The organism is Methylobacterium sp. P1-11, assembly GCF_008329595.1.
GTDB lineage: Bacteria > Pseudomonadota > Alphaproteobacteria > Rhizobiales > Beijerinckiaceae > Methylobacterium.
The window spans coordinates 1-19,967 of sequence record NZ_NPKS01000061.1; the positions used below are offsets into that span (position 1 = coordinate 1).

The 19,967-nt window shown below is 69.7% G+C and carries 16 protein-coding genes; 7 read left to right on the forward strand and 9 right to left on the reverse strand.

Going from position 1 to position 19,967, the window contains the following annotated elements; genetic code table 11:
* The coding region (locus CIW48_RS31745) for a DNA translocase FtsK (protein WP_149314345.1) at positions 1-2,193 on the reverse strand (2,193 nt) is incomplete at its 3' end.
* Positions 2,194-2,680: 487 nt separating this feature from the next.
* Here CIW48_RS31745 and CIW48_RS31750 point away from each other — a divergent pair.
* The 3 genes from CIW48_RS31750 to CIW48_RS31760 all read left to right on the forward strand — a co-directional run bounded on the left by CIW48_RS31750 (position 2,681) and on the right by CIW48_RS31760 (position 5,852).
* Positions 2,681-4,744: an NAD(+) synthase gene (locus tag CIW48_RS31750; RefSeq protein ID WP_149314346.1), complete on the forward strand. Its 2,064-nt coding sequence runs from the start codon at positions 2,681-2,683 to the stop codon at positions 4,742-4,744.
* Positions 4,745-4,859: 115 nt separating this feature from the next.
* Positions 4,860-5,090 carry a hypothetical protein gene (locus tag CIW48_RS31755; RefSeq protein ID WP_149314347.1) on the forward strand — a complete coding sequence of 77 codons (231 nt, stop codon included), beginning with the start codon at positions 4,860-4,862 and terminating at the stop codon, positions 5,088-5,090.
* A 351-nt stretch (positions 5,091-5,441) separates the two neighbouring features.
* Positions 5,442-5,852, forward strand: coding sequence for a PilZ domain-containing protein (locus tag CIW48_RS31760; protein ID WP_091789458.1), 411 nt, complete (start codon positions 5,442-5,444; stop codon positions 5,850-5,852).
* Between the two features lie 3 nt (positions 5,853-5,855).
* On the opposite strand, the gene CIW48_RS31765 is transcribed toward CIW48_RS31760, so the two are convergent.
* Complete coding sequence (locus tag CIW48_RS31765) at positions 5,856-6,293, reverse strand: HIT family protein (protein ID WP_091789455.1); 438 nt, start codon at positions 6,291-6,293, stop codon at positions 5,856-5,858.
* A gap of 161 nt (positions 6,294-6,454) precedes the next feature.
* Between CIW48_RS31765 and CIW48_RS31770 the strand changes: the two genes are divergently transcribed.
* Positions 6,455-7,414 carry a cation diffusion facilitator family transporter gene (locus CIW48_RS31770; RefSeq protein WP_149314348.1) on the forward strand — a complete coding sequence of 320 codons (960 nt, stop codon included), beginning with the start codon at positions 6,455-6,457 and terminating at the stop codon, positions 7,412-7,414.
* Positions 7,415-7,687: 273 nt separating this feature from the next.
* Here CIW48_RS31770 and CIW48_RS31775 read toward each other — a convergent pair whose 3' ends face one another.
* The 4 genes from CIW48_RS31775 to CIW48_RS31795 all read right to left on the reverse strand — a co-directional run bounded on the left by CIW48_RS31775 (position 7,688) and on the right by CIW48_RS31795 (position 12,370).
* Positions 7,688-8,542 carry an SDR family oxidoreductase gene (locus CIW48_RS31775; protein WP_149314349.1) on the reverse strand — a complete coding sequence of 285 codons (855 nt, stop codon included), beginning with the start codon at positions 8,540-8,542 and terminating at the stop codon, positions 7,688-7,690.
* A 10-nt stretch (positions 8,543-8,552) separates the two neighbouring features.
* On the reverse strand, positions 8,553-8,732 hold the full coding sequence (locus tag CIW48_RS31780; protein ID WP_010685332.1) for a DUF1328 domain-containing protein: 180 nt from the start codon (positions 8,730-8,732) through the stop codon (positions 8,553-8,555).
* Positions 8,733-8,844: 112 nt separating this feature from the next.
* The gene (locus tag CIW48_RS31785; protein ID WP_173009470.1) at positions 8,845-10,224 is read right to left on the reverse strand and encodes a chloride channel protein; all 1,380 of its coding nucleotides are present in this window, start codon (positions 10,222-10,224) and stop codon (positions 8,845-8,847) included.
* A gap of 757 nt (positions 10,225-10,981) precedes the next feature.
* Positions 10,982-12,370 carry a deoxyribodipyrimidine photo-lyase gene (locus CIW48_RS31795; protein ID WP_149314350.1) on the reverse strand — a complete coding sequence of 463 codons (1,389 nt, stop codon included), beginning with the start codon at positions 12,368-12,370 and terminating at the stop codon, positions 10,982-10,984.
* 543 nt (positions 12,371-12,913) lie between these two features.
* Here CIW48_RS31795 and CIW48_RS31800 point away from each other — a divergent pair.
* Positions 12,914-14,026, forward strand: a complete 1,113-nt coding sequence (locus CIW48_RS31800; RefSeq protein WP_149314351.1) for a hypothetical protein — start codon at positions 12,914-12,916, stop codon at positions 14,024-14,026.
* A 134-nt stretch (positions 14,027-14,160) separates the two neighbouring features.
* A complete protein-coding gene (locus tag CIW48_RS31805; RefSeq protein ID WP_149314352.1) occupies positions 14,161-15,123 on the forward strand; it encodes an alpha/beta hydrolase in 963 nt (320 codons plus the stop codon).
* A 31-nt stretch (positions 15,124-15,154) separates the two neighbouring features.
* Here CIW48_RS31805 and CIW48_RS31810 read toward each other — a convergent pair whose 3' ends face one another.
* Entirely contained in the window at positions 15,155-16,567 is a 1,413-nt protein-coding gene (locus CIW48_RS31810; protein WP_149314353.1) for a phosphatase PAP2 family protein, read from the reverse strand.
* 133 nt (positions 16,568-16,700) lie between these two features.
* Positions 16,701-17,834 carry a TRAP transporter substrate-binding protein gene (locus CIW48_RS31815; protein ID WP_246695515.1) on the reverse strand — a complete coding sequence of 378 codons (1,134 nt, stop codon included), beginning with the start codon at positions 17,832-17,834 and terminating at the stop codon, positions 16,701-16,703.
* A gap of 147 nt (positions 17,835-17,981) precedes the next feature.
* Here CIW48_RS31815 and CIW48_RS31820 point away from each other — a divergent pair, with 147 nt between their 5' ends.
* Entirely contained in the window at positions 17,982-18,551 is a 570-nt protein-coding gene (locus CIW48_RS31820; RefSeq protein WP_149314355.1) for a protein-tyrosine-phosphatase, read from the forward strand.
* Between the two features lie 13 nt (positions 18,552-18,564).
* Here the strand turns inward: CIW48_RS31820 and CIW48_RS31825 are convergent, their stop codons facing one another.
* Complete coding sequence (locus tag CIW48_RS31825; RefSeq protein ID WP_091789424.1) at positions 18,565-19,701, reverse strand: branched-chain amino acid ABC transporter substrate-binding protein; 1,137 nt, start codon at positions 19,699-19,701, stop codon at positions 18,565-18,567.
* Between the last annotated feature and the right edge of the window lie 266 nt (positions 19,702-19,967).

Here is a 19,967-nt window from a genome sequence, read left to right on the forward strand (position 1 = left end):
GACCATGATCAGGCGGCACTCCTCCGGCTTCAGCCGGTAGAGCAGGCTGAGGATCATGGTGTTGATCGCCACCGACTTGCCCGAGCCGGTGGTGCCGGCGACCAGCAGGTGCGGCATGCGCGCGAGGTCGGCGATGATCGGCTCACCGCCGATGTTCTTGCCGAGGCACAAAGCCAGCTTGTGCTTGCTCTCGGCGAAGTCGGCCGACGAGAGCAGTTCGCGCAGGTAGACGGTCTCGCGAGTCTCGTTCGGCAGCTCGATGCCGATGACGTTCCGGCCGGGCACGACCGCGACGCGGGCCGAGACCGCCGACATCGACCGGGCGATGTCGTCCGACAGGCCGATCACGCGGCTGGACTTGGTGCCGGGGGCGGGCTCGAGCTCGTAGAGGGTCACGACCGGGCCGGGCCGCACCGCCAGGATGTCGCCGCGCACGCCGAAATCCTGGACCGTCTGCTGGAGATTGAGGGCGTTCTGCTCCAGCACGTCGGCATCGACCTCCTCGCTGCCGCCGGGGGCCGGCAGAGCGAGCAGTTCGAGGGAGGGCAGCTCGTAATCGGCGTTCTCGATCGGCGCGATCTCGAGGTGGCGGCCGGCCGGGATCAGGTGCGCACGGGGCGCCACCATCGGGAGCGCAACCGGCGCGAGGGCCGGCAGGGCTGCAGCCTCGACCGTCTCTCCGATGGGCGCGACGGGCTCGGCCTCGACTTCAGCCTCCTCCGGAACCGGCTCGGGCTGCGGCGCCAGTTTGCCCCGGAGCAGGACCGGACGCGGGGTCATCGGGATCACCACGCGCTCCGCCTCGGCGCGCTCGGCGACCGGAGCGGCCGCAACCGAAGATGCCATGGCTTCACGCTGGACCGGTGGCGCCGGCGGGACCGCGCTCGGCTGACCAGCCGCGCGGATCGCCGCCCGGGCCGCCATGGCGCTGAGAACCGGGGTGCGGCGCGGAGCCTCTGGCGCGGCCGGAGGCTCGATCGCGGCACTGCCGGGCCCGAAGACCAGCGACAAGCCCGATGCGGCCGGAGTCGCGGCGGGCGGCAGGAAGGCGCTGCGGATCGAGGCAGCCTCGTCGGCCCGCTGGCCGGCCTCCGTCCCGTTATCCTGCCCGTCGGCCGGGCGCGGCGGCTGGTCGAAGCGCACGAGCCGGTCGAGCACGTAGACCGGCCGCGGCGGCAGCGAGCGCAGATGCGAGATGTCGAGGGGCATCGAGACGAAGCGCTCGTCGGAGGTGACCGCCACGGCGACGCCGTCCGGGGCCGGCGCGGCCTCTGCGGGCTGCGCCGCGAGGGCCGACCAAGCCTCCACGGACGACCACTCACCGCCGTCGAACCAGGGCTGGACCTCGGACCAGTCCGGCAGGTCAGACCAATCGCGCGCGGGCGCCTCGGCGAAGGTCTCGACCGCCTCCGCGACGGCGGGCACGGCCGCAACCGGAGTGATCGCGGCCGTGGAAGCGGCCAGCTCGACGGCCGGCCGGACCGGGCGGCGGTCCGGCGTGCGGAAGAAGCGGACGCCGGGCGGCGCGATGAAGGGCTGGCGCCACAGGGGCACCGGCTCCGCGTCCGGCGCGGCCGCTTCGTGCAGGGCCGGCGCAGCGGCGACGCACTCGGCCGCTTCGGAAGCGATCTGCGCGCGCTCGATCTGCGCGCGCTCGGCTTCCTCGCGGGCTGCCCGCTCGGTCTCCAAAGCGAGGGCGGCCGACTGCGCCTCGGCGCGGGCGCGCTCCAGGGCGACGCGCTCGGCCTCCAGGGCGCGCTGACGGCGCTCCTGCAACACCGAGTCAGGGGTGCGTGTGTAGCGCACGGCCGAGGGCGTGGCCGGAGCCGGCGCGGTGACCGAGGCTGCGACCGGGCTCGCGACGGGTGCATATTCGGGGGCGATGGCGGCGGGGCGGCGCGGCTGGCGCACCAGCACGCCCGGCGACGAGGCGCTGCGGTCGATCCGGCTCTCGAAGGCCGGGGCGTTCAGGGCGTCGAGGCTCGCCCGGTCGTCGAAGATCTGGGCCGGCCAGTGAGGCTCGGGCGCCGCAGCGCGCGGCGTGCGCTCCAGGGCTTCGCGACCGACCATCGCGCCCGGCGGGGTGAGCCAGCTCGGCTCCGCCCGGCGCCCGGGGGCACTGTAGGACGGACGCGCGGGCAGGCCGGCGGGGGAGCCGGACAGACGGCGGGTGAGGCTGGCGCGGAGCGCCATCAGCCGGTGCGCCAGGGCTCCCAGAGAGAGGCCTGAACGGTCGCCGCCGCGGACGGGGCGGGCGGGGTCACGATGGGAGTACGGAGGCCGTCCCGATGCGCGCATGGGTTCTCAGACGATACTCGAAACAGGGATCCGCCGACGCGCGGCGGCTGTCCCTGAGTTAGGCCATTCGTCGTTAATGGAGGCTTGCCGCGGATTGCGGCGCGGAAACCATGCGGGGGTCCAGGCCTGTCGGCCGACCCGTCGTTCCGGGGCGCCGCAGGCAAGCCCGGAACCCAGATCCGCCGGTTCTGCCAAGTCTTCGCGCGTCGGCGGCCCGGGATCCCGGGCTCCGCCGCACGCTCCCGGGATGACGAGGTAGCTGTGGATGGCAGTTGGAGGCCGAACCCCGTTCCGGCGCGTTGACCGGCGTGGTGCGGTGCTGCCGCCGCCCTGCCGCATCCCATATGATACCTGCAGCCACCCCTCATCCGGACAGGTGCCCGTGTCGCAAGCCACCTCCGAATCGCCGACGCGCTTCCGCTCGCTGTACCGCCACGGCTTCGCGCGGGTCGCGGCCTGCACCGGCCGCACCCATCCCGCCGAGCCCGAGCGCAACGCCGATGTGATCCTCGACCTCGCCCGGACCTGCCACGATTCGGGGGTGGCGCTGGCGGTCTTTACCGAACTCGGTCTCTCGGCCTACGCGATCGAGGATCTTCTGCTCCAGCAGACCCTGCTGGACGCGGTCGAGGCCGCCGCCGCCCGGGTGATCGCCGAATCGGCGAGCTTGCGCCCTGTGCTGCTGGTCGGCGCGCCGCTGCGTTGGCGCCACCGCATCTACAATTGCGCTCTGGCGATCCAGGGCGGCCGGCTGCTGGGCGTCGTGCCGAAGACCTTCCTGCCGAACTACCGGGAGTTCTACGAGAAGCGCCACTTCGCCTCCGGCGCAGGCCTCATCAGCGAGACCGTCCGGGTCGCCGGTCACGAGGCGCCCTTCGGCACCGACCTGCTGTTCCCGGCCGAGGATCTGCCGGGTCTCGTGATCGGCGTGGAGATCTGCGAGGACCTGTGGGTGCCCGAGCCCCCCGGCATGCGCGCGGCGCTCGCCGGCGCCACCGTGCTGGCGAACCTCTCGGGCAGCCCGATTACCGTCGGCCGGGCCGAGTCGCGGGCGCTCCTGTCCCGGGCGGCCTCGATGCGCGGCGCCTGCGCGTATGTCTACGCCGCTGCCGGCCAGGGCGAATCGACCACCGACCTGTCCTGGGACGGCCAGACCAGCATCGACGAGCTGGGCGTGCGGCTCGCCGAGGGCGAGCGCTTCCCTGAAGGCCCTGTGACGACGCTGGCCGATATCGACCTCGACCTGATCGCCCAGGAGCGCCTGCAAGCTGGCAGTTTCGACGACGACGCGCGGCGCCACGCCCTCCCCTATCGCCGTGTCCCGTTCCGCCTCGCTCCGCCCGAGGCGGATCTCGGTCTGATCCGGCGAATCGAGCGCTTTCCCTTCGTGCCGGCCGATCCGACCCGTCTCGCGCAGGATTGCTACGAGGCCTACAACATCCAGGTCGCCGGCCTCGCCAAGCGCCTGGAGGCCACCGGCACCCGCAAGGCCGTGATCGGCGTCTCGGGCGGCCTCGATTCGACCCACGCGCTGATCGTGATCGCCAAGGCCTTCGATCGCCTCGGATACCCGCGCTCGGACATCCTGGCCTACACGCTCCCGGGCTTCGCCACCTCGAATGCCACCAAGACCAATGCTCATGCGCTCATGAAGGCGCTGGGCTGCACGGCCGCCGAGATCGACATCCGGCCGGCCGCCAAGCAGATGCTCGCCGACATGAACCACCCCTTCGCCAAGGGCGAAGCGGTCTACGACGTCACCTTCGAGAACGTGCAGGCGGGCCTGCGCACCGACTACCTGTTCCGGCTGGCCAACCACGCGGGCGGCATCGTGGTCGGCACCGGCGACCTGTCGGAGTTGGCGCTCGGCTGGTGTACCTACGGCGTCGGCGACCAGATGAGCCACTACGCGGTCAATGCCGGCGTGCCCAAGACCCTGATCCAGCACCTGATCCGCTGGGTGATCGGCAACGGCGAGGTCGGGCCGCAGGAGGCCCGCACCCTCCAGGCCGTCCTCGACACCGAGATCTCCCCCGAACTGGTGCCGGTGGACCAGGACGACAGCCCGCAGAGCACGGAGGGGACGATCGGCCCCTACGCGCTCCAGGACTTCAACCTCTTCTACACGCTGCGCTACGGGTTCCGCCCCTCGAAGATCGCCTTCCTGGCGCTCCACGCCTGGGGCGACAAGGATCGCGGCTTCTGGGCGCCGGACTTCCCCGAGACCAAGCGGGTCGCCTACGACCTGCCCGAGATCCGCCGCTGGCTCGGCGTGTTCTTGAGCCGCTATTTCGGCTTCAGCCAGTTCAAGCGCTCGGCGCTTCCGAACGGGCCGAAGGTCTCGGCCGGCGGCTCGCTTTCCCCGCGCGGCGATTGGCGTGCGCCGTCCGACGGGTCGGCGCGCATCTGGATCGAGGAGCTGACTCGAAACGTCCCCGAAACTTGACCGACACAAACTCGACCGATTGTGCCATTATGAGCACGGTCAAGCCGATTCTTCGCAGTGCAAGATCTTGTATTGGGAATATTGGCTTCGAGGGCGGCCAGGCGGAGGACTTCGAATGCGAAGCTACAACCTGTTCCAGCTCAAGGGCGAGGAAGGCCTCTGCTGCGCAGTACCGGAGGCCAGCACCGTCCCGCCCTTCATCGGCGCCGGCCGCTGGACCTTCGGCGGCAAGCTCTGCGACGGCAGCCGGCAGCCGCTCGATTTCGACGGCCGGGCCGCCGACACCGCGGTGCGCTTCAACGGCTTCTACCTGTTCCAGACGGTGGACCGGCGCTTCACCGCCTGAGCAGGCCCCCGAGCGCCGACAGCCCCAATGCGAGATACGGCCCGCTCACAGACTTGATGGAGCCGCCCCGTGGCTTCTCCTTTGCGGGCACTCTGAGCCGTGTGTCCGGTCCCGGCACGGATCCCGAATGGATTCCGCCACGAGAGTTCGAACGGGTTTGCCCGTACCGTCGTCATGTGGCTGCGCTCGCGAGAACGGCGACGCGGACGACCCCCGCCCCTCGCAGCCAAGGGCCTTGCAGTTCGTGGACACCCAGCAATGGGGGACCTCCGACTCCGCGATCGCGACGAAGATTCCTTAAGGGCTGGCGTGCAGAAATCCCTGGATCGTCAAGGTTCCGGAGCCGCCCGCATGTCGGAGCATCGCAGAGAGGCGCGCCAGAGGGTCTTCCTCAAGGGTCGCATCATCTTCAACAACGGCTCGTCGAGCTTCGACTGCCTGGTGCGCGACCTGTCACCCACCGGCGCGCGCCTCGTCATGAGCGATGCCACGACGCTTCCGGAGGCGTTCGACCTCTACATCCCGCAGAAGGACCGAACCTATCGGGCGACCCTGCGCTGGCGCCGGGAGGACGGGATCGGGGTGACCTTCGAGGCGCCGGCCCAGGCCGGCACGGGGCCAGCGGCTTCCGATCCGGCCGGGATGGAAGCCTCCGTGACCATGCTGCTCAAGCGCGTCAGCGAACTCGAAACCGAGAACGCTGCCCTGCGCCGGCTGCTCGCCAGCATGGCCCAATCGGGCGATTCGGCCAGCGCGGCCTGAGCGTCAGCCCTGGCTTTCGAGCGCTGCGCGGATGCGGGCGGCCTGCTCAGCCAGAACCGCATTGTCGGCCATCCCGCCCTCGTGACGCTTCAGCGGCACACCCTCGCGCCGCGGGATGACGTGGACGTGCAGGTGGAACACCGTCTGGCCTCCGGCCCCCTCATTGAACTGGAACAGGGTCAAGCCCTCGGCCTGGAATGCCGCCTTCACGGCGCGGGCGACCTTCTGGACGCTCACCATGAGGGCGCCGAGCGAGTCCGGCTCGGCATCGAGCAGGCCCCGAGCCGGTGCCTTCGGGATCACCAGGGTGTGGCCCTCGCCCTGGGGCATCACGTCCATGAAGGCCAGCGTGTGCGCGTCCTCATAGACGCGGTGGCAGGGGATCTCGCCCCGCAGGATCTTGGCGAAGATGTTGTCGGGATCGTAGCGGGCGTCAGCCATGCTGCCTCCGGGACTTCTTGAGCGGGTGCAGGTTGCACGGGGCGCCCGGCCGCGTCCACACGGGAACCTGCGGCCGGCCGCGACGCTTGCATCGCCGCGGCGGCAGTGCCGTGCCGGGCTCCGACGGTCCGGCGTCTCACAGGCCGCTCAGGGAGTTCCGGATGGCGCATGAGAGCACGGGAGCGATCTACGCGGCGGCAGGCGCCAACCTCGCCATCGCGGCGGCGAAATTCGTCGGCGGGGCGCTGACCGGCTCGACCGCGATGCTCGCCGAGGGTGTGCATTCCGTGGTCGATACGGCGAACCAAGTGCTGCTGCTCGTCGGCATGAAGCGCGCCGAGCGCCCGGCCGATGCCCGGCACCCGTTCGGCTACGGGCGCGAGATCTACTTCTACGCTTTCGTGGTGGCGCTGATGATCTTCCTCGGCGGCGGCCTCTTCGCGATCTACGAGGGGGTCGAGCGGGTCCGCCACCCCGAGCCGGACGTGGATGCCGAGCTGTTCGGCTACCGGCTGCCGGGCCTGTGGGTGAACGTCGCCATCCTCAGCTTCGCCGTCGTGGCCGAGGGCACGTCCTTCTTCGTGGCGATGCGCCAGTTCTGGGCGGAGAAGGGCAAGCACTCGGCCGTGCGGGCGATCCGCCGCAGCAAGGACCCGACCCTGTTCACGGTGCTCGCCGAGGATGCCGCCGCGCTGATCGGCCTGCTGATCGCCCTCGCGGGCGTGGCCCTGTCTCACATCCTGGAGAAGCCGAGCCTCGACGGCTGGGCCTCGGTCGGCATCGGCCTCGTGCTCGTCGGCATGGCGGTGTTCCTGATGGTCGAGACCCACGGCCTGCTGATCGGCGAGGCGGCCGATCCCGAGGTCATCGCGGCGATCGCGGACCTGGCGCGCGCCGAGCCGGGCGTGCTCCATGTCAACGAGGTGCTGACTCAGCATCTCGGTCCCTCCGATATCCTGGTCAATCTCAGCATCGACATGGCCGACGACCTCAGCGCCGGAGAGGTCGAGAGCTTGGTCACGCGGCTCGACAAGGCGCTGAAGCAGCGCAGCCCCGACGTCACCCGGGTGTTCATCGAGATCCAGCAACAGGGCGACCACGGCGTGCGGGCGGCGGCCTGAGGGACAGTCCGAAGCCCCTGCCGTTCACAGGCGCGAAAGCGGGTCGCCCCGACCGTCAGATCTTTCAGGTTCAGGACGGGGCGCTGTCATGCCCAGCATCCGGTGCGAAGACGTTCGTACCTTCGCCAAGAGGATCACCCGACACGGTTCAAATTCGGCGACCGGCTGTCCCACGCCTGCACATCGGTGACCGGTGCCGCGATCCGGCCAAAGGAAGCGATGTCTCCGGGACCGGCCTCGTATCGGCGCTTCCCGAGGTCGCCCGCGGCGTCCTCAGGCGCTCCGGCCCACTTGCCGGAGGCTCAGCGCCCAGAGCCGCTCCTGAACCGCTTCGTCGCGGCTCTCGGCCGAGGAGGCCTTCGGTTGCCCATGGGAGAAGTAGCGGCCGGTGATCCCGTCGAGTTCGGGGGCGCTGGCCACGTGGAGGGAGGTCTGCGCGCCCTTCTCGGGCGTGATCAGAAACGGCCGCATCAGCGCCCAGCCCGCGCCGAGGAGGCCGCCGGTATTCTTCGCGAATCCCGTGTTGACCACTCCCGGGTGGACGGCATTCACCGTGATGCCGCTGTCGTGCAGGCGTCGGGCCAGCGCGTAAGTGAACAACACGTTGCCGAGCTTCGCCTGGGCATACGCCGCCACCGCCCGGTAGCGCCTCGCGCCCTCGATGTCGTCGAAGTCGATATGTCCCCGGTAATGGGCCGCCGAAGCGACATTGACGACTCGCGCCTGGCCACCGGCCGCCGCTGCTGCCTTCAAGGGATCGACGAGTTCGAGGGTCAGAAGCAAGTAGCCCAGATGGTCCAGAGCCCAGGTGCGCTCGATCCCGTCGACGGTCAGCATGCGCCGGTCGAAGATCGCGCCGGCATTGTTCACCAGCACGTCGAGGCGCGGATAGGTGGCGCGCAGACTCTCGGCGAGGCGGCGGATCTCGGCCTGCGCCGACAGATCCGCGCGATGCGCATCCACGGCGGCGCCGGGCACAGCGGCGCGGATCCGATCGGCGCAAGCCCGCAGCTTTTCCGCGTCCCGCCCGACGATGGCGACCCGCGCGCCGAGGCGCGCGAGTCCAAGGGCCGTCTCGTAGCCGATGCCGCCGGTCGCCCCGGTGACGAGGCAGACCGTGCCGCGCACCGCGCTGGCCTCAGAACACCGCCTGCCCGACCGCGAAGGCGATGACCACGATCACGATGGCGATGAGCAGGAACAGGCCGAACAGGATGCGAGCCAGCGATCCGGCGCCCGAGGCGATCCCGGTGAATCCGAGACCGCCGGCGATCAGCGAAATCACGAAGCAGATGAGGGCCCATTTCAGAAGGGTCATGGCGTCACTCCGTAGGCGCCCCGGCACGGGGCCTGTCGCTGCTGCCTCAACCGATGCCAAGCGAGACCGTTCCGCGGATTGCGGTCTGGGCCGCTTTTATTCACAGGCGCGGTCAGCCGGTCTTCGCTACGGGCTGCGCCGGCACATCGGCGCGCTCGAGCATGATCTCCGCCAGGGTGTGATAGAGCCCGCCCCGGCAGATCGCCTTGGAGGCGGCGTCGGCCAGGAGGGCCGCGACCATCAGGGGGATCACCATCGCGTGGTTCTGGGTCATCTCGGTGACGATGACGAAGCTGGTGATCGGCGCCTGCAGCACGCCGGTCAGGTAGGCCACCATCCCGATCAGCACGAGGGCGCCGACCGGCATGTCCGGCAGGAAGCCGTGAACCGTCCCGCCAAGGCCGGCACCGACCGCCAGGGACGGCGCGAACAGCCCCCCCGGGATGCCGCTGATCGAACTCAGCACGGTGGCGGCGAATTTCAGCGGCGCGTAGGTCCAGCCAGCGGTTGTGTCGCCGTGGAGGATGGCCTTGGCCTCCTCGTAGCCGGTCCCGTAGGCCGCGCCCCCGGAGGCGAGGCCGCACAGGGCGACGCACAGGCCGCAGACCGCCGCGAAGATCACCGGTCGACCCCGGATGAGCTGCCCGATCGCGCCGGGCAGGCCGCGGGCGAACAGGATCACGAGGCGACTGAACAGACCGCCGGCCAAGCCTCCGAGCACGGCGATCAGCGGCACGATCCAGCCCGCCGCCAGCGGCAGGCCGGCATCGGACGTCCCGAAATACGTGTAATTGCCGAGCAGTCCGAGAGAGGTCAGGCCCGCGGCCACGATCCCGGCCACGATCAGCCCGGAGGAGCGCGCCTCGTAGGCACGACCCAGCTCCTCGATGCCGAACACGATGCCGGCGAGCGGCGTGTTGAAGGCTGCCGCGACGCCGGCTGCGCCGCCCGCGAGGAGAAGTCCGGGCAGGCGCTCCGGGGTCAGGCGCCCGAAGGCCGCCATGATCGCCGCGCCGACCTGCACGGTCGGCCCCTCGCGGCCGGCCGAGGCGCCGCAGAGCAGGCCCAGGAACAGGACCAGCACCTTGCCGAACGCCACCCGGGGCGAGATCAGGGAGTAGCGGAAACCCGCGTCCCGGGCATGCCGGGCGGCGATCACCTGGGGGATGCCAGACCCTTGCGAGTTCGGGAACACCGTGCGGGCCAGCAGCGCCGCCAGGGCGAAGCCCGCGGGCGTCAGCACGAGGGCGATCAGCGGCGAGGGCGACGTGAGCCGGCGGAACCCGTCCTGCGCGAGGTCGGCGCCCTTGGCCATCAGCACGGCGGCGAGGCCCACGCCGATACCGCCCACCAGGAAGAGCAGACGCCCGCGCCAGAGCGGATAGGCGTCCATCGAAGCCGAGCGCAGGCGCATGATCGAGCGGCGATAACGCGAGCGTTGCGGGGGCGGAGCATCCGTCGTCTCCCGCTGGTCGTCCCGCATCTCGACCATGAAAGAGCACCTCGTCCGCGCAGTCGGAGCGGACGCTATAGCGCAACGATCCAGGAAAGACCTCCTCCGCGGGACGGCTTGAGGCGGGCACGGAACGCCGCCGGACGGATACCGGTCGGTCGATGGCCGGCGCCCGCGTGCCGGCCCCGCCGTTCACCCGATCACCATCCGTAGTGCCAGCCGTAGTGCCAGGCGGCCCGGCGGCAGCCGCCGTGATGGTGCCAGCCCCAAGGGCGTTGCCAGCCCGCGTGATGCCAGGCCCAGCGATGGTGCCAGCACCAGGGACGGTGCCAGCCGTAGACCACCGGCCGTGCGTAACAGACGGGGCGGTACGCATAGGGGCGCCAGTTCGGCTTGCACCAGCCATACCAGAGACCCGGTGAAAGCCCGGGCCGCAGCGCTGGGCGGCCTCCGCCGTACCGACCGCGGCGGTCAAGGTTCCGAGTGCGAGGAGTGCTGCGCCTGCCAGCTTCGTCCGCCTCAACGTCCTCCTTTCAGTCGCGAGCAAAGCGATGATCCGGCCCCGGTCCTACCGAGTTGTCGCCGGATGATATCCGGCGATTGACCATGATCCGGAAGTGCTGTCGAAACATCCCAGGCCCGGGAAGCGTTTCTTCACGAACCTGTGCGCGCGAAACGACCGCGCCGCGGCGGGCGCAAGCGCCGCAATACCCTGCCGTCCGGTCCGTTCATCGTGCAACGATTGCGCGGATATCGACGCGCCGGTGCGGCCGCGGACAGACGGACCCGTCCCGCCTTATGCCTCGGCGGCGCAGAGCTCCTCCACCGCCCGCACATAGGCCTTGGCATCGAACTTCTTGAGCGAGTTCTCGCTCTGATAGCGGACCGTGCCGAAGATCTTGCGCGTCTGCCAGGGGCGGTCGTGCAGGCCGTAGACCCAGGCGACGTTGGTGAAGGAGTTCGGGTCGCGCCCGTCGAGGAAGTAGCGGTTGTTCAGGCGGAGCGTCCGGGCGAAGCCCTCCTGGGGCGACGGAGACCATTCGAGGATCTTCTTGCCCCAGTACATCCGCAGCTGGTTGTGCATGTAGCCGGTCTCCCGCATCTCGCGCATCGCGGCGTTCCAGTAGCGATCGTGGGTCTCGCCGGCGGCGAGCTGGTCCTCCGAATAGGCATGCGGACGCTCGTCCTCGGCATGCTCGGCCAGGGTCTTGCGCGCCCAGTCGGGCACGGCCCGCTCGTAATCGTCATAGCCCTCCGTGTAGAAGACGTGGTTCATGGCGAGTTCGCGCCGGACGATCAGCTCCTCCAGATAGGCGCCGCGGTCGTCGGCATCGCCGATCGTGGCCCCCCGCACCGCCAGGGCGATCTCCACCGGCGAGATCTGCCCGAAATGCAGGTACGGGCTCATATGCGAGGCGGCGGCCGCCTCCGGCATGTTGCGCCCTGCGCCGTAGCCCGAGAACCCGTCCTTCAGGAACGCCTTCAGGCGCTTGCGCGCCTGTGTCTCGCCACCGGTGAAGCGCCGCACCGGCCCGACCACCCGGTCGAGGCTCATGCCGGCGAGCACCGCCTCCGGATCGGAGACGTCGATCGCGCTCTTCAGCGTCAGGCGATCGGCCCTATGCTTCACGGTGCGCGGCTCCAGTTCCGCGACGAACGGATCCCACAGCCGGTTCAGCTTCGGCCGCAGCGTCCGGGCCGCGTATTCGTGCTTCCCCGAGGCCGTCTCGACCGGCACAACGACGTCGCCCTCGACCTGGACGATCCGCGCCTTCACCCCCGCGGCGATGTCCCGGTACCAGCCCTTCTGGATGGCGAGATAGCCGCGGTCGAGCACGAGGAGCGCCGCATCTTCGGCGAGGTCGATGGCAATCCGCGCGGGCGAGCATTTGCGCATGACGAAGCCGATCCCGCGCTTCTCCAGGCCAGCCTTCGCATCCGCGAGACCCTGCAACAGGAAGGCGTAGTGCCGGGCGTTGGCCTCGGGAAAACCGCTCTCGCCGTCGAGCAGGCCGAAGCAGGCGATGACCGGCAGGTCGAGGCGGTTCGCCTCCTCGACGGCGAGTTCAAGGGCCGGGTTGAACGTCGCCCTGTTGGCCTGCTGGAGGAGATACAGGACGTAGGCGCCGTCACCACGGGGCTCGACATCGTTGAGGATCCGGATCCGCTCACCGTGGATCGCCATGCTTATCCGCCCCTTTCTTCGCGCGTCGCGCCGGAACCTTGGCTGGGAAAGGTAGAGCGGGCAGGAAATTCGTCCGTCCGGATGACGGGGATGAAAAGCCGCAGTCGAACCTTCGGGGCACGCCTCGGCTCGATCCGGCGAAATCGCGATTCATCAGTGGCTTGCGCGGCGATCTATCGGCTACTGCGGCTGCAATGCAGGTTTCGGTGCCGCAAGTCCGGCCTGCGACATTTTCAACACAGAAGCCCGGCGATCTGTGCGCGGACGCACGAAAGGGCAGCCTTGCTGTCCTGATGCCCTTGTATTTTCCGGGCAAGCGCGCAGATTGTGCATCGCGGGATGGCGATGGCGTCGCGATCCCGCTGCCCTTCTTGGGCGTTTCCTCCCTAGACTTCGGGCCGCTCCTTCGGGAGTGGCCTTTTTTCTGTCCGGAATGGTCGCCGGGCAGCCGCTGTCACCGAAGCGCGCCCATCCGGCTGGATCCTGCCGGACCTGGACGCCATGCTAGCGGCGAGCGCCGGAACAGGCGCCGGAGGACACGCCATGAGGATCTTCACCGCCCTGCCGGCACTCGCCTGCCTGCTCGCCGTCGCGGGCTCCGCGGCCGCGGAGCCGCCGCGTTTCCAGGTCGACCCGTCCTGGCCGAAGCCGCTGCCGAACGACTGGATCATGGGACAGGCGGCCGGCGTCGCCGTGGATGCCCAGGATCACGTCTGGGTGGTGCAGCGGCCGCGGACGCTCACGGACGACGAGAAGGCGGCGAGTCTCGATCCGCCGCGCACGAAGTGCTGCAAGCCGGCCCCACCGGTCCTGGAATTCGCCCAGGACGGCACGCTGCTGCGGAGCTGGGGCGGGGCGGGGACCGGCTACGACTGGCCCGCCAACGAGCACGGCATCCAGATCGACGGCGAGGGCTTCGTCTGGATCGCCGGCAACGGCGATCAGGACGGCCAGCTCCTGAAGTTCACCCCCGAGGGCAAGTTCGTCCTGCAGATCGGCAAGTCCGGCCCGCAGACCGACAGCCGGGACACTGGACGCCTGGGCAAGCCCGCCAACGTCGATTTCGACATGGCGGCCAACGAGGTCTACGTCGCGGACGGCTACTACAACCACCGCATCATCGTGTTCGACCGGGACACGGGGGCGTTCAAGCGAATGTGGGGCGCCTACGGCAAGCCGCCGACCGACGACAAGCTCGGCCCCTACGATCCGGCCGCGGCTCCGTCGCAGCAATTCGCCAACCCGGTTCATTGCGTGCGGATCGCGCAGGACGGGCTGGTCTATGTCTGTGACCGCACCAACGACCGCATCCAGGTGTTCAGGAAGGACGGGACCTTCGTGAAGGAGTTCTTCATCGAGAAGAACACCCGGGCCAACGGCTCGGTCTGGGAGCTGGCCCTCTGGCCGGACGCCGACGAGACCTACCTGCTCAACGCGGACGGGGCCAACAACGAGGTGCGCACGCTCTCGCGCGCGACGGGCGACGTGGTCGGCGCCTTCGGCCGGAACGGGCGCATGGCGGGCCAGTTCCACTGGGTCCACAATCTCGCGGTCGACTCGAAGGGCAACGTGTTCACCACCGAGGTTGACACCGGCAAGCGGGCGCAGAAATTTCTGGCGATCGGAGAGTTCGTGCTGCGCAAGCGTGTGCCCTGAGGCACGCTCAACAGAGCTTGAGTGGAGATTGGCGCCGGCCGTTCAAGGGCGGCGCCGTTTCCCGGCTCGTACGGGCGGAAGTTACCGCCGACCGTTCGATCAGGATGCTCTACCTCGCGCGGAGAAGAGGTTCGATGCCGACGAAGACCCTCATCGCAGCCGCTCTGGCGCTGTCGCCGGGGGCGGCTCAGCCGCTCCCCTCGGTCTCGGCCACGACGACCTACCATCGCGTCACGATCGACGGTGTCGGCATCTTCTACCGGGAGGCCGGCCCGCGCGATGCGCCCACGATCCTGCTGCTTCACGGCTATCCGTCATCGTCACGGCAGTGGGACCCGCTGCTGCCGCTGCTGGCCGACCGCTATCACTTGATCGCGCCCGACTATCCCGGCTTCGGGCAAAGCGATGCGCCCTCGCCCGCGCAGTACACCTACACCTTCGACACTCTCGCCAGGACCATGGAGGGCTTGGTGACGCATCTCGGAATCGACCGGTACACGCTCTTCCTGCAGGATTACGGCGGTCCGGTCGGCTTTCGCATGGCGATGGCCCATCCGGAGCGCGTCAGTGCCCTGATCATCCAGAATGCCAATGCCTACGTTGAGGGGCTCGGCCGCAAATGGGAGGGCATCGCCCGGTACTGGGCCGATCCCGAGGGCCACCCCGAACAGGTCGACGCCTTCACGTCCTTTGAAGGCGCCCGGCAGCGCCATCTCGGCACGAGCCCCAACCCCGAGCGGTACAATCCGGATACTTGGACCGACGAGTACGCCATCCTCGCGCGACCGGGAGCGCGGGAAATCCAGGCGGCGCTGCTCTACGATTACCGCACCAACGTCGCATCCTATCCCGCATGGCAGGCTTGGATGCGGAATCATCCGCGGCCGACACTCGTCCTGTGGGGCCGCTACGATCCGTCCTTCCTGGTGCCGGGCGCAGAGGGCTATCGACGCGACATTCCCGAGGCGGAACTCCACATTCTGGAGGCGGGCCACTTCGCCCTGGACGAGGCGACTGACGCGGTCGCCGGTTTGACGCGGGAATTCCTCGCTCGTCACATGGCGGCTTCAGGATCCGCGCCCAGAACGCCGAGATAGCGGCGCCTCGGGGCGTTCCCGGCGCCTCGCCTCAGCGCGTTGCGCCGGCACCCGTCCGGCTCGCCGCCAGCGCAGACGCCTTGCCGGCCGCCGCGTAGAGGTTGAGGCGGGAATAGACACCGAACTCCGAGCCGTCGTCGAGGAAGCCGCCGCCCGGTCCCTGCGTGTCGGTGAGGATCGCGTTGGCCTCGTCCAGCGTCAGCGCCGGGAAGGCCGCAGTGAGCAGGTGACCGGCCTCCGGCGCGACCTTGCCCACATCCTCGCGCCGGCCGGCGGTCCCCGGATGCACCGTGGGCAGGTCATAGGTCTGGGTCGCCGCGTAGAAGGCCGCGTTGGCGGCCGGGTCCTTGAAGCGGCCCGTATCGTTCGCCGCGCAGGCCGCGACCGTGTCGCCGCAGCCGGCCTTCAGCGCCTCGGTCATCGCGGCGCGCGCCTCAGTCAGAAGCGCACGGTAATCGGTCACGCCCACCGTCTTGTCCGCATCGGCCGTGGCCTTGTCGAGCACGGCCGGGTTCTTCCGGATCTGGCCGACATAGGCCGGATCGTTGGCGAGCAGATGCGCGAGGGCGTGCAACGAGGTCGCCCGGCCGCCGAGGACGTCCATGGCGTAGTGCGCCCCGACGATGATCCGGTCGTTGCCGTACTCGGCGGCGCGGGCGATCATCTGCTGGTAGCGCTCGGGGACGAGGAGCGCGAGCATCATCGACTCGGTGTAACCGTAGGTGGTGTGCCCGCTCGGGTAGGACGGGCTGTTCACGAGATCCTGCGAGGGACCGCGCAGCCAGTCGAGGCTGTGGGACGGATCGCCGAAATAGTCCTTGCCGCGATAGGCCCGCAGGCGCGGCAGGGTCTGGAACGGACGCGAATTTCCGTAGCGGTCGGCGCCGGGACTGCCAGCCGGCCGATCATAGGCCTTGCCGAACACGTCTGTCACGGCGCCGTTCGACAGGACCGCGTCGCCCTCAGCCGAGACCGGATGCTTGCCGTTGGTGGTGGCGTTGGCGAAGAAGTACTTGCCGGAGTTGGAATCCGACTTGGTCACGTTGTTGGTGTAGCCGATCAGGTTGGCGACCGACGGCGCGATGCTCGTGAAGGACTTGTAGTCGCTGTAGGCCGCCTTGGCGTGGTAGGCCTGGGCGAGCGTGGTGCCGAGGCCGTCGGCGAGGTTGGCGGCGTTGCCGTCGGTGATGAAGCAATCCCGCAGGGCGAGTTGCTGCTGCTCGGCGAATGGCAGGAGCGTCGGCTGCTTGAGATCGCCGGTCTGGATGTCGCCAGTGACCCGCAGGTTGGCTTCGAGCGCCGCCTTGCCCTCGGGTGAGGTCTGAAGCCGGGCCACCGGGGCCAGCCCGCGCAGGGCTGTCAGGTTGGCGGCCGATTGCGCGAAGGCCTGAAAGGGCAAGGCCGCCCCGAGCAGCACCAATCCGACCCGCAGCGTCCCGACCATGCAGCTCTCCCCTCGCCGATCCCGTGCCGGACGCTAGGGCCGTTACCGAGCGCGTTGCAATCGGGAGCAGCTCGGCGTCCCCATTTTTGACGCGCGCCGACACAGGACCCGAATCCCCTCGGCGGCGTGCGCCTCAGCCCCGTGCCCGGGCGCGGATCATGAAGTTGTCGTAGGTGTATTCCGCCACCTGGAACCAGAGGTATTCCTCGTTGCGGAAGGTGCGCATCGCCTCGTAGACACGGCGGAAATCGGCGTTCTTGGCGGCGATCTCGGCGTAGACGTCGTTGGCGTTCTTGAGGGCGGCCTCCATGACGTCCTGAGGGAAGGGCCGCAGCTGGGCTCCCCCGGCCACCAGCCGGCGCAGGGCCTGCGGGTTGCGGGCATCGTATTTGGCCTGAACGTCGGCGCCGACTTCGGCGGCGGCGGCCCGGAGGATCGCCTGGTAGGATTTCGGAAGCGCCTTCCACTTCTCAGCGTTGAACCAGAAATGCAGCAGCGCGCCACCCTCCCAGAAGCCGGGATAGTGGTAGACCGGCGCGACTTTCTGCAGGCCGAGCCGCTCGTCGTCGTAGGGGCCGATCCACTCGGCGGCGTCGAGCTTCTTGCTCTCCAGGGCCGCGTAGATCTCGGGTCCCGGCACCGCCTGCGGCTGGACGCCGAACTTGGCGAGGACCTGGCCGCCCATGCCGCCGATCCGGAACTTCAGCCCCTGCAAATCGGCGAGGCTCTTGATCTCGCGGCGGAACCAGCCGCCCATCTGCGCGCCGGTGTTGCCGCCCGGCAGGCAGACCAGGCCGGCCTTGGCGAAGACCTCGGCGAACAGCTCGGCGGCGCCCCCCGCCTGCCACCATGCGGCGGCGCCCCGGGCATTGAGGCCGAAGGGCACCGCGGTGGCCAGCGCGAAGGTCGGATCCTTGGCCATGCCCAGGGTCGCCGGCCCATGGCCCATCTCGACGGTGCCGGCGGCTACGGCATCGAGCAATCCCTCGGCCGGGACCGGCTCGCCGGGGCCCTGCACCTGGATCTGGAAGCGCCCGTCCGTGGCTTCCGCGACGATCCGGCTGAGCGCCTCGGGGGCGCCGTACAGGATGTCGAGGTTCTTGGCGTAGGCGGAGGACAGGCGCCAGCGCAGCTCCGGGGCGCCCTCGGCCCGGGCCGGGGCGGCGAGGGGCCCGGTGAGCGCCGCGGCCGCGCCGAGGCCGGCGGTCAGCACGCTTCGGCGCCGCGTCCCGACCGAGGGGGATCGCGCGAGGTGAGGTTCGTCCAACGGCATCTCATCCGAGCAGGTCCGATCCGGCCTGGGCCGGATCGGGGGTCGCAGGTAGCACGTCCGTGCCGGTTCTCGAAAGCCGCGGACGCCGGAGCAGTTCCGTCGCGCCTCGAAACCGGCCTGCGCCCGTGCTAGGCGCCGGGGATGCGAACCGAGCCCGCCGTCACCCTGCACACCGTCTGCGGCCTGGAAGAGCTGGCCGGCCACGGGACTTGCGACATCAGCCACGTCCTGTCGCTGCTCGATCCCGGCACGCCGGAGCCGGAGGCCTTCGCCGGCTACGGCGCCCACACCCGCACGACGCTCCACTTTCACGATTGCCTCGGTCCCGGCGCGGGCCTGGTTCCGCCCGAGCCCGAGCACATTGCGGCGATCCTCGATTTCGGGCGGCAGATCGATGGTGCGGGCCATCTCCTGGTCCATTGCCATTATGGCCTGTCGCGCTCCACCGCGGCGCTGCTGACCCTGTTCGCGCAGGCCGAGCCCGGTACGCCCGCCGCCGCTCTGGTCGAGCGTCTCCACGCCCTGCGCGAGCCGGCCTGGCCGAATGCGCGCATGGTCGGCTTCGCCGACGCGATGCTGAAGCGGGAGGGGCAGCTCAGCGCGGCCGTGCGGCGGCTGCACGCCCTGCAGTTGCAGGTCCGCCCCCATCTCGCCGAGCTGCTGCGCGGACTGGGTCGCGGCGCGGAGGTCGACGCCGCGCAGGCGCTGTGAGCGCCATCGCCGCTCACTTCCCGGCTGGCGTGAAGCTCCCGTCCTTCCACACGTAGAGCACGTAGCCCTGGGCGGTGACGTCGCCCTTCGCGTCGAAACCGACCGTGCCGAGCACGAGGTCGAACCGTTCCGTATGGAGCGCCTGCGCGATGGGCCTCGGCTCGGCGGAATGGGCGAAGTTGCCGGCCGCTACCAGGGCCTGCATGGCCGCATACCCGTAGATCGTCGAGCCGGTGGGATCGACACCCTCGGCCTTGAAGGTCTTCACGACCGCCGCGGCTGCGGGTTGCCGGCTCGGATCGAGATAGAAGGTCATGAGGACGCCGTTGCTCGCCGAGCCGGCGATCTTGGCGAAATCCGGCGTGGCGATGGCCGAGGTACCGAACCATTGCGGCCGGTAGCCCCGGTCCGCCGCGATCTTGACGAGGCGGCCCATCTCGGCGGCGTCGCCACCGTAATAGACCACCTCGATCCCCGCGCCCTTGAGGCGGTCGACGAGGGCGGTGTCGTCGGCGTCACTGGGCGAGAACGACAGGAACAGCGCCTCGTTCACGCCGATGCGGTTGAGGTTGTCCTTGGTGGCGGCAGCGAGGCTGCGGGCCGCCGGAGACTGGTCCTGGATCAGCGCGATCTTCCGGTCACGAAACCGCTCGGCGAGCACGGCGGCGGACAGGCGAGCCTGATCGTCATCGCGGCCGCAGACCCGGAAGATGTTCGGCAGCCCGCGATCGGTGAGCCGCGCCGCCACCGAGGCCGCTGTGATCATCACCACACCGTTCTGAGCGTAGATGTCGGAGGCGGCGATCGAGGCGTTGGAGCAGACATGGCCGACGACGAGGCGGACATTGGAGCGGACAAAGTGGTTGGCCACTGCCGTCGCAGTGTTGGAATCGCAGGCATCGTCCTGCACATCGAGGGTCACGGGCTGGCCGTCGAGACCGCCCATGGCGTTGGCGTCCCGGGCGGCGGCCTCGACGCCGCGCAGGACCTGCTCGCCGACCGCCACGTAGGGGCCCGACCGCGGGACCGCCACGCCGACCACCACGTCGGCCGCCGCTTGGGTGGCTGGCAGGAGCGCGAGACACAGGCTGAGGGCGATCAGCGCGGGCCGATGCGGCCCGTGGGCGGGGACGAAACGTCCGATCTTCATCGGGCTCTTCTGGGCATCCTTGCGCGACTCGTCGGCGCGACGGCGGATGCGGCTCCGTAGCCTCGATCCCGCCCCGCACTCAGTGCCCATACGCGAGGACGCGGCGAAACGCGATTTTTTTCCGCGGCCGTCGTCTCAGCGACCCAGTACGCCTACTTGGCGTAGGCGTAAGCGGTGGCCGCGGAGGCGAGCGGTCCGGTGACGCCGTTGAAGGCGGTGAGCACCTTCTGGACTTCGGTGAACGGCGCGTTCGACACGTAGATCAG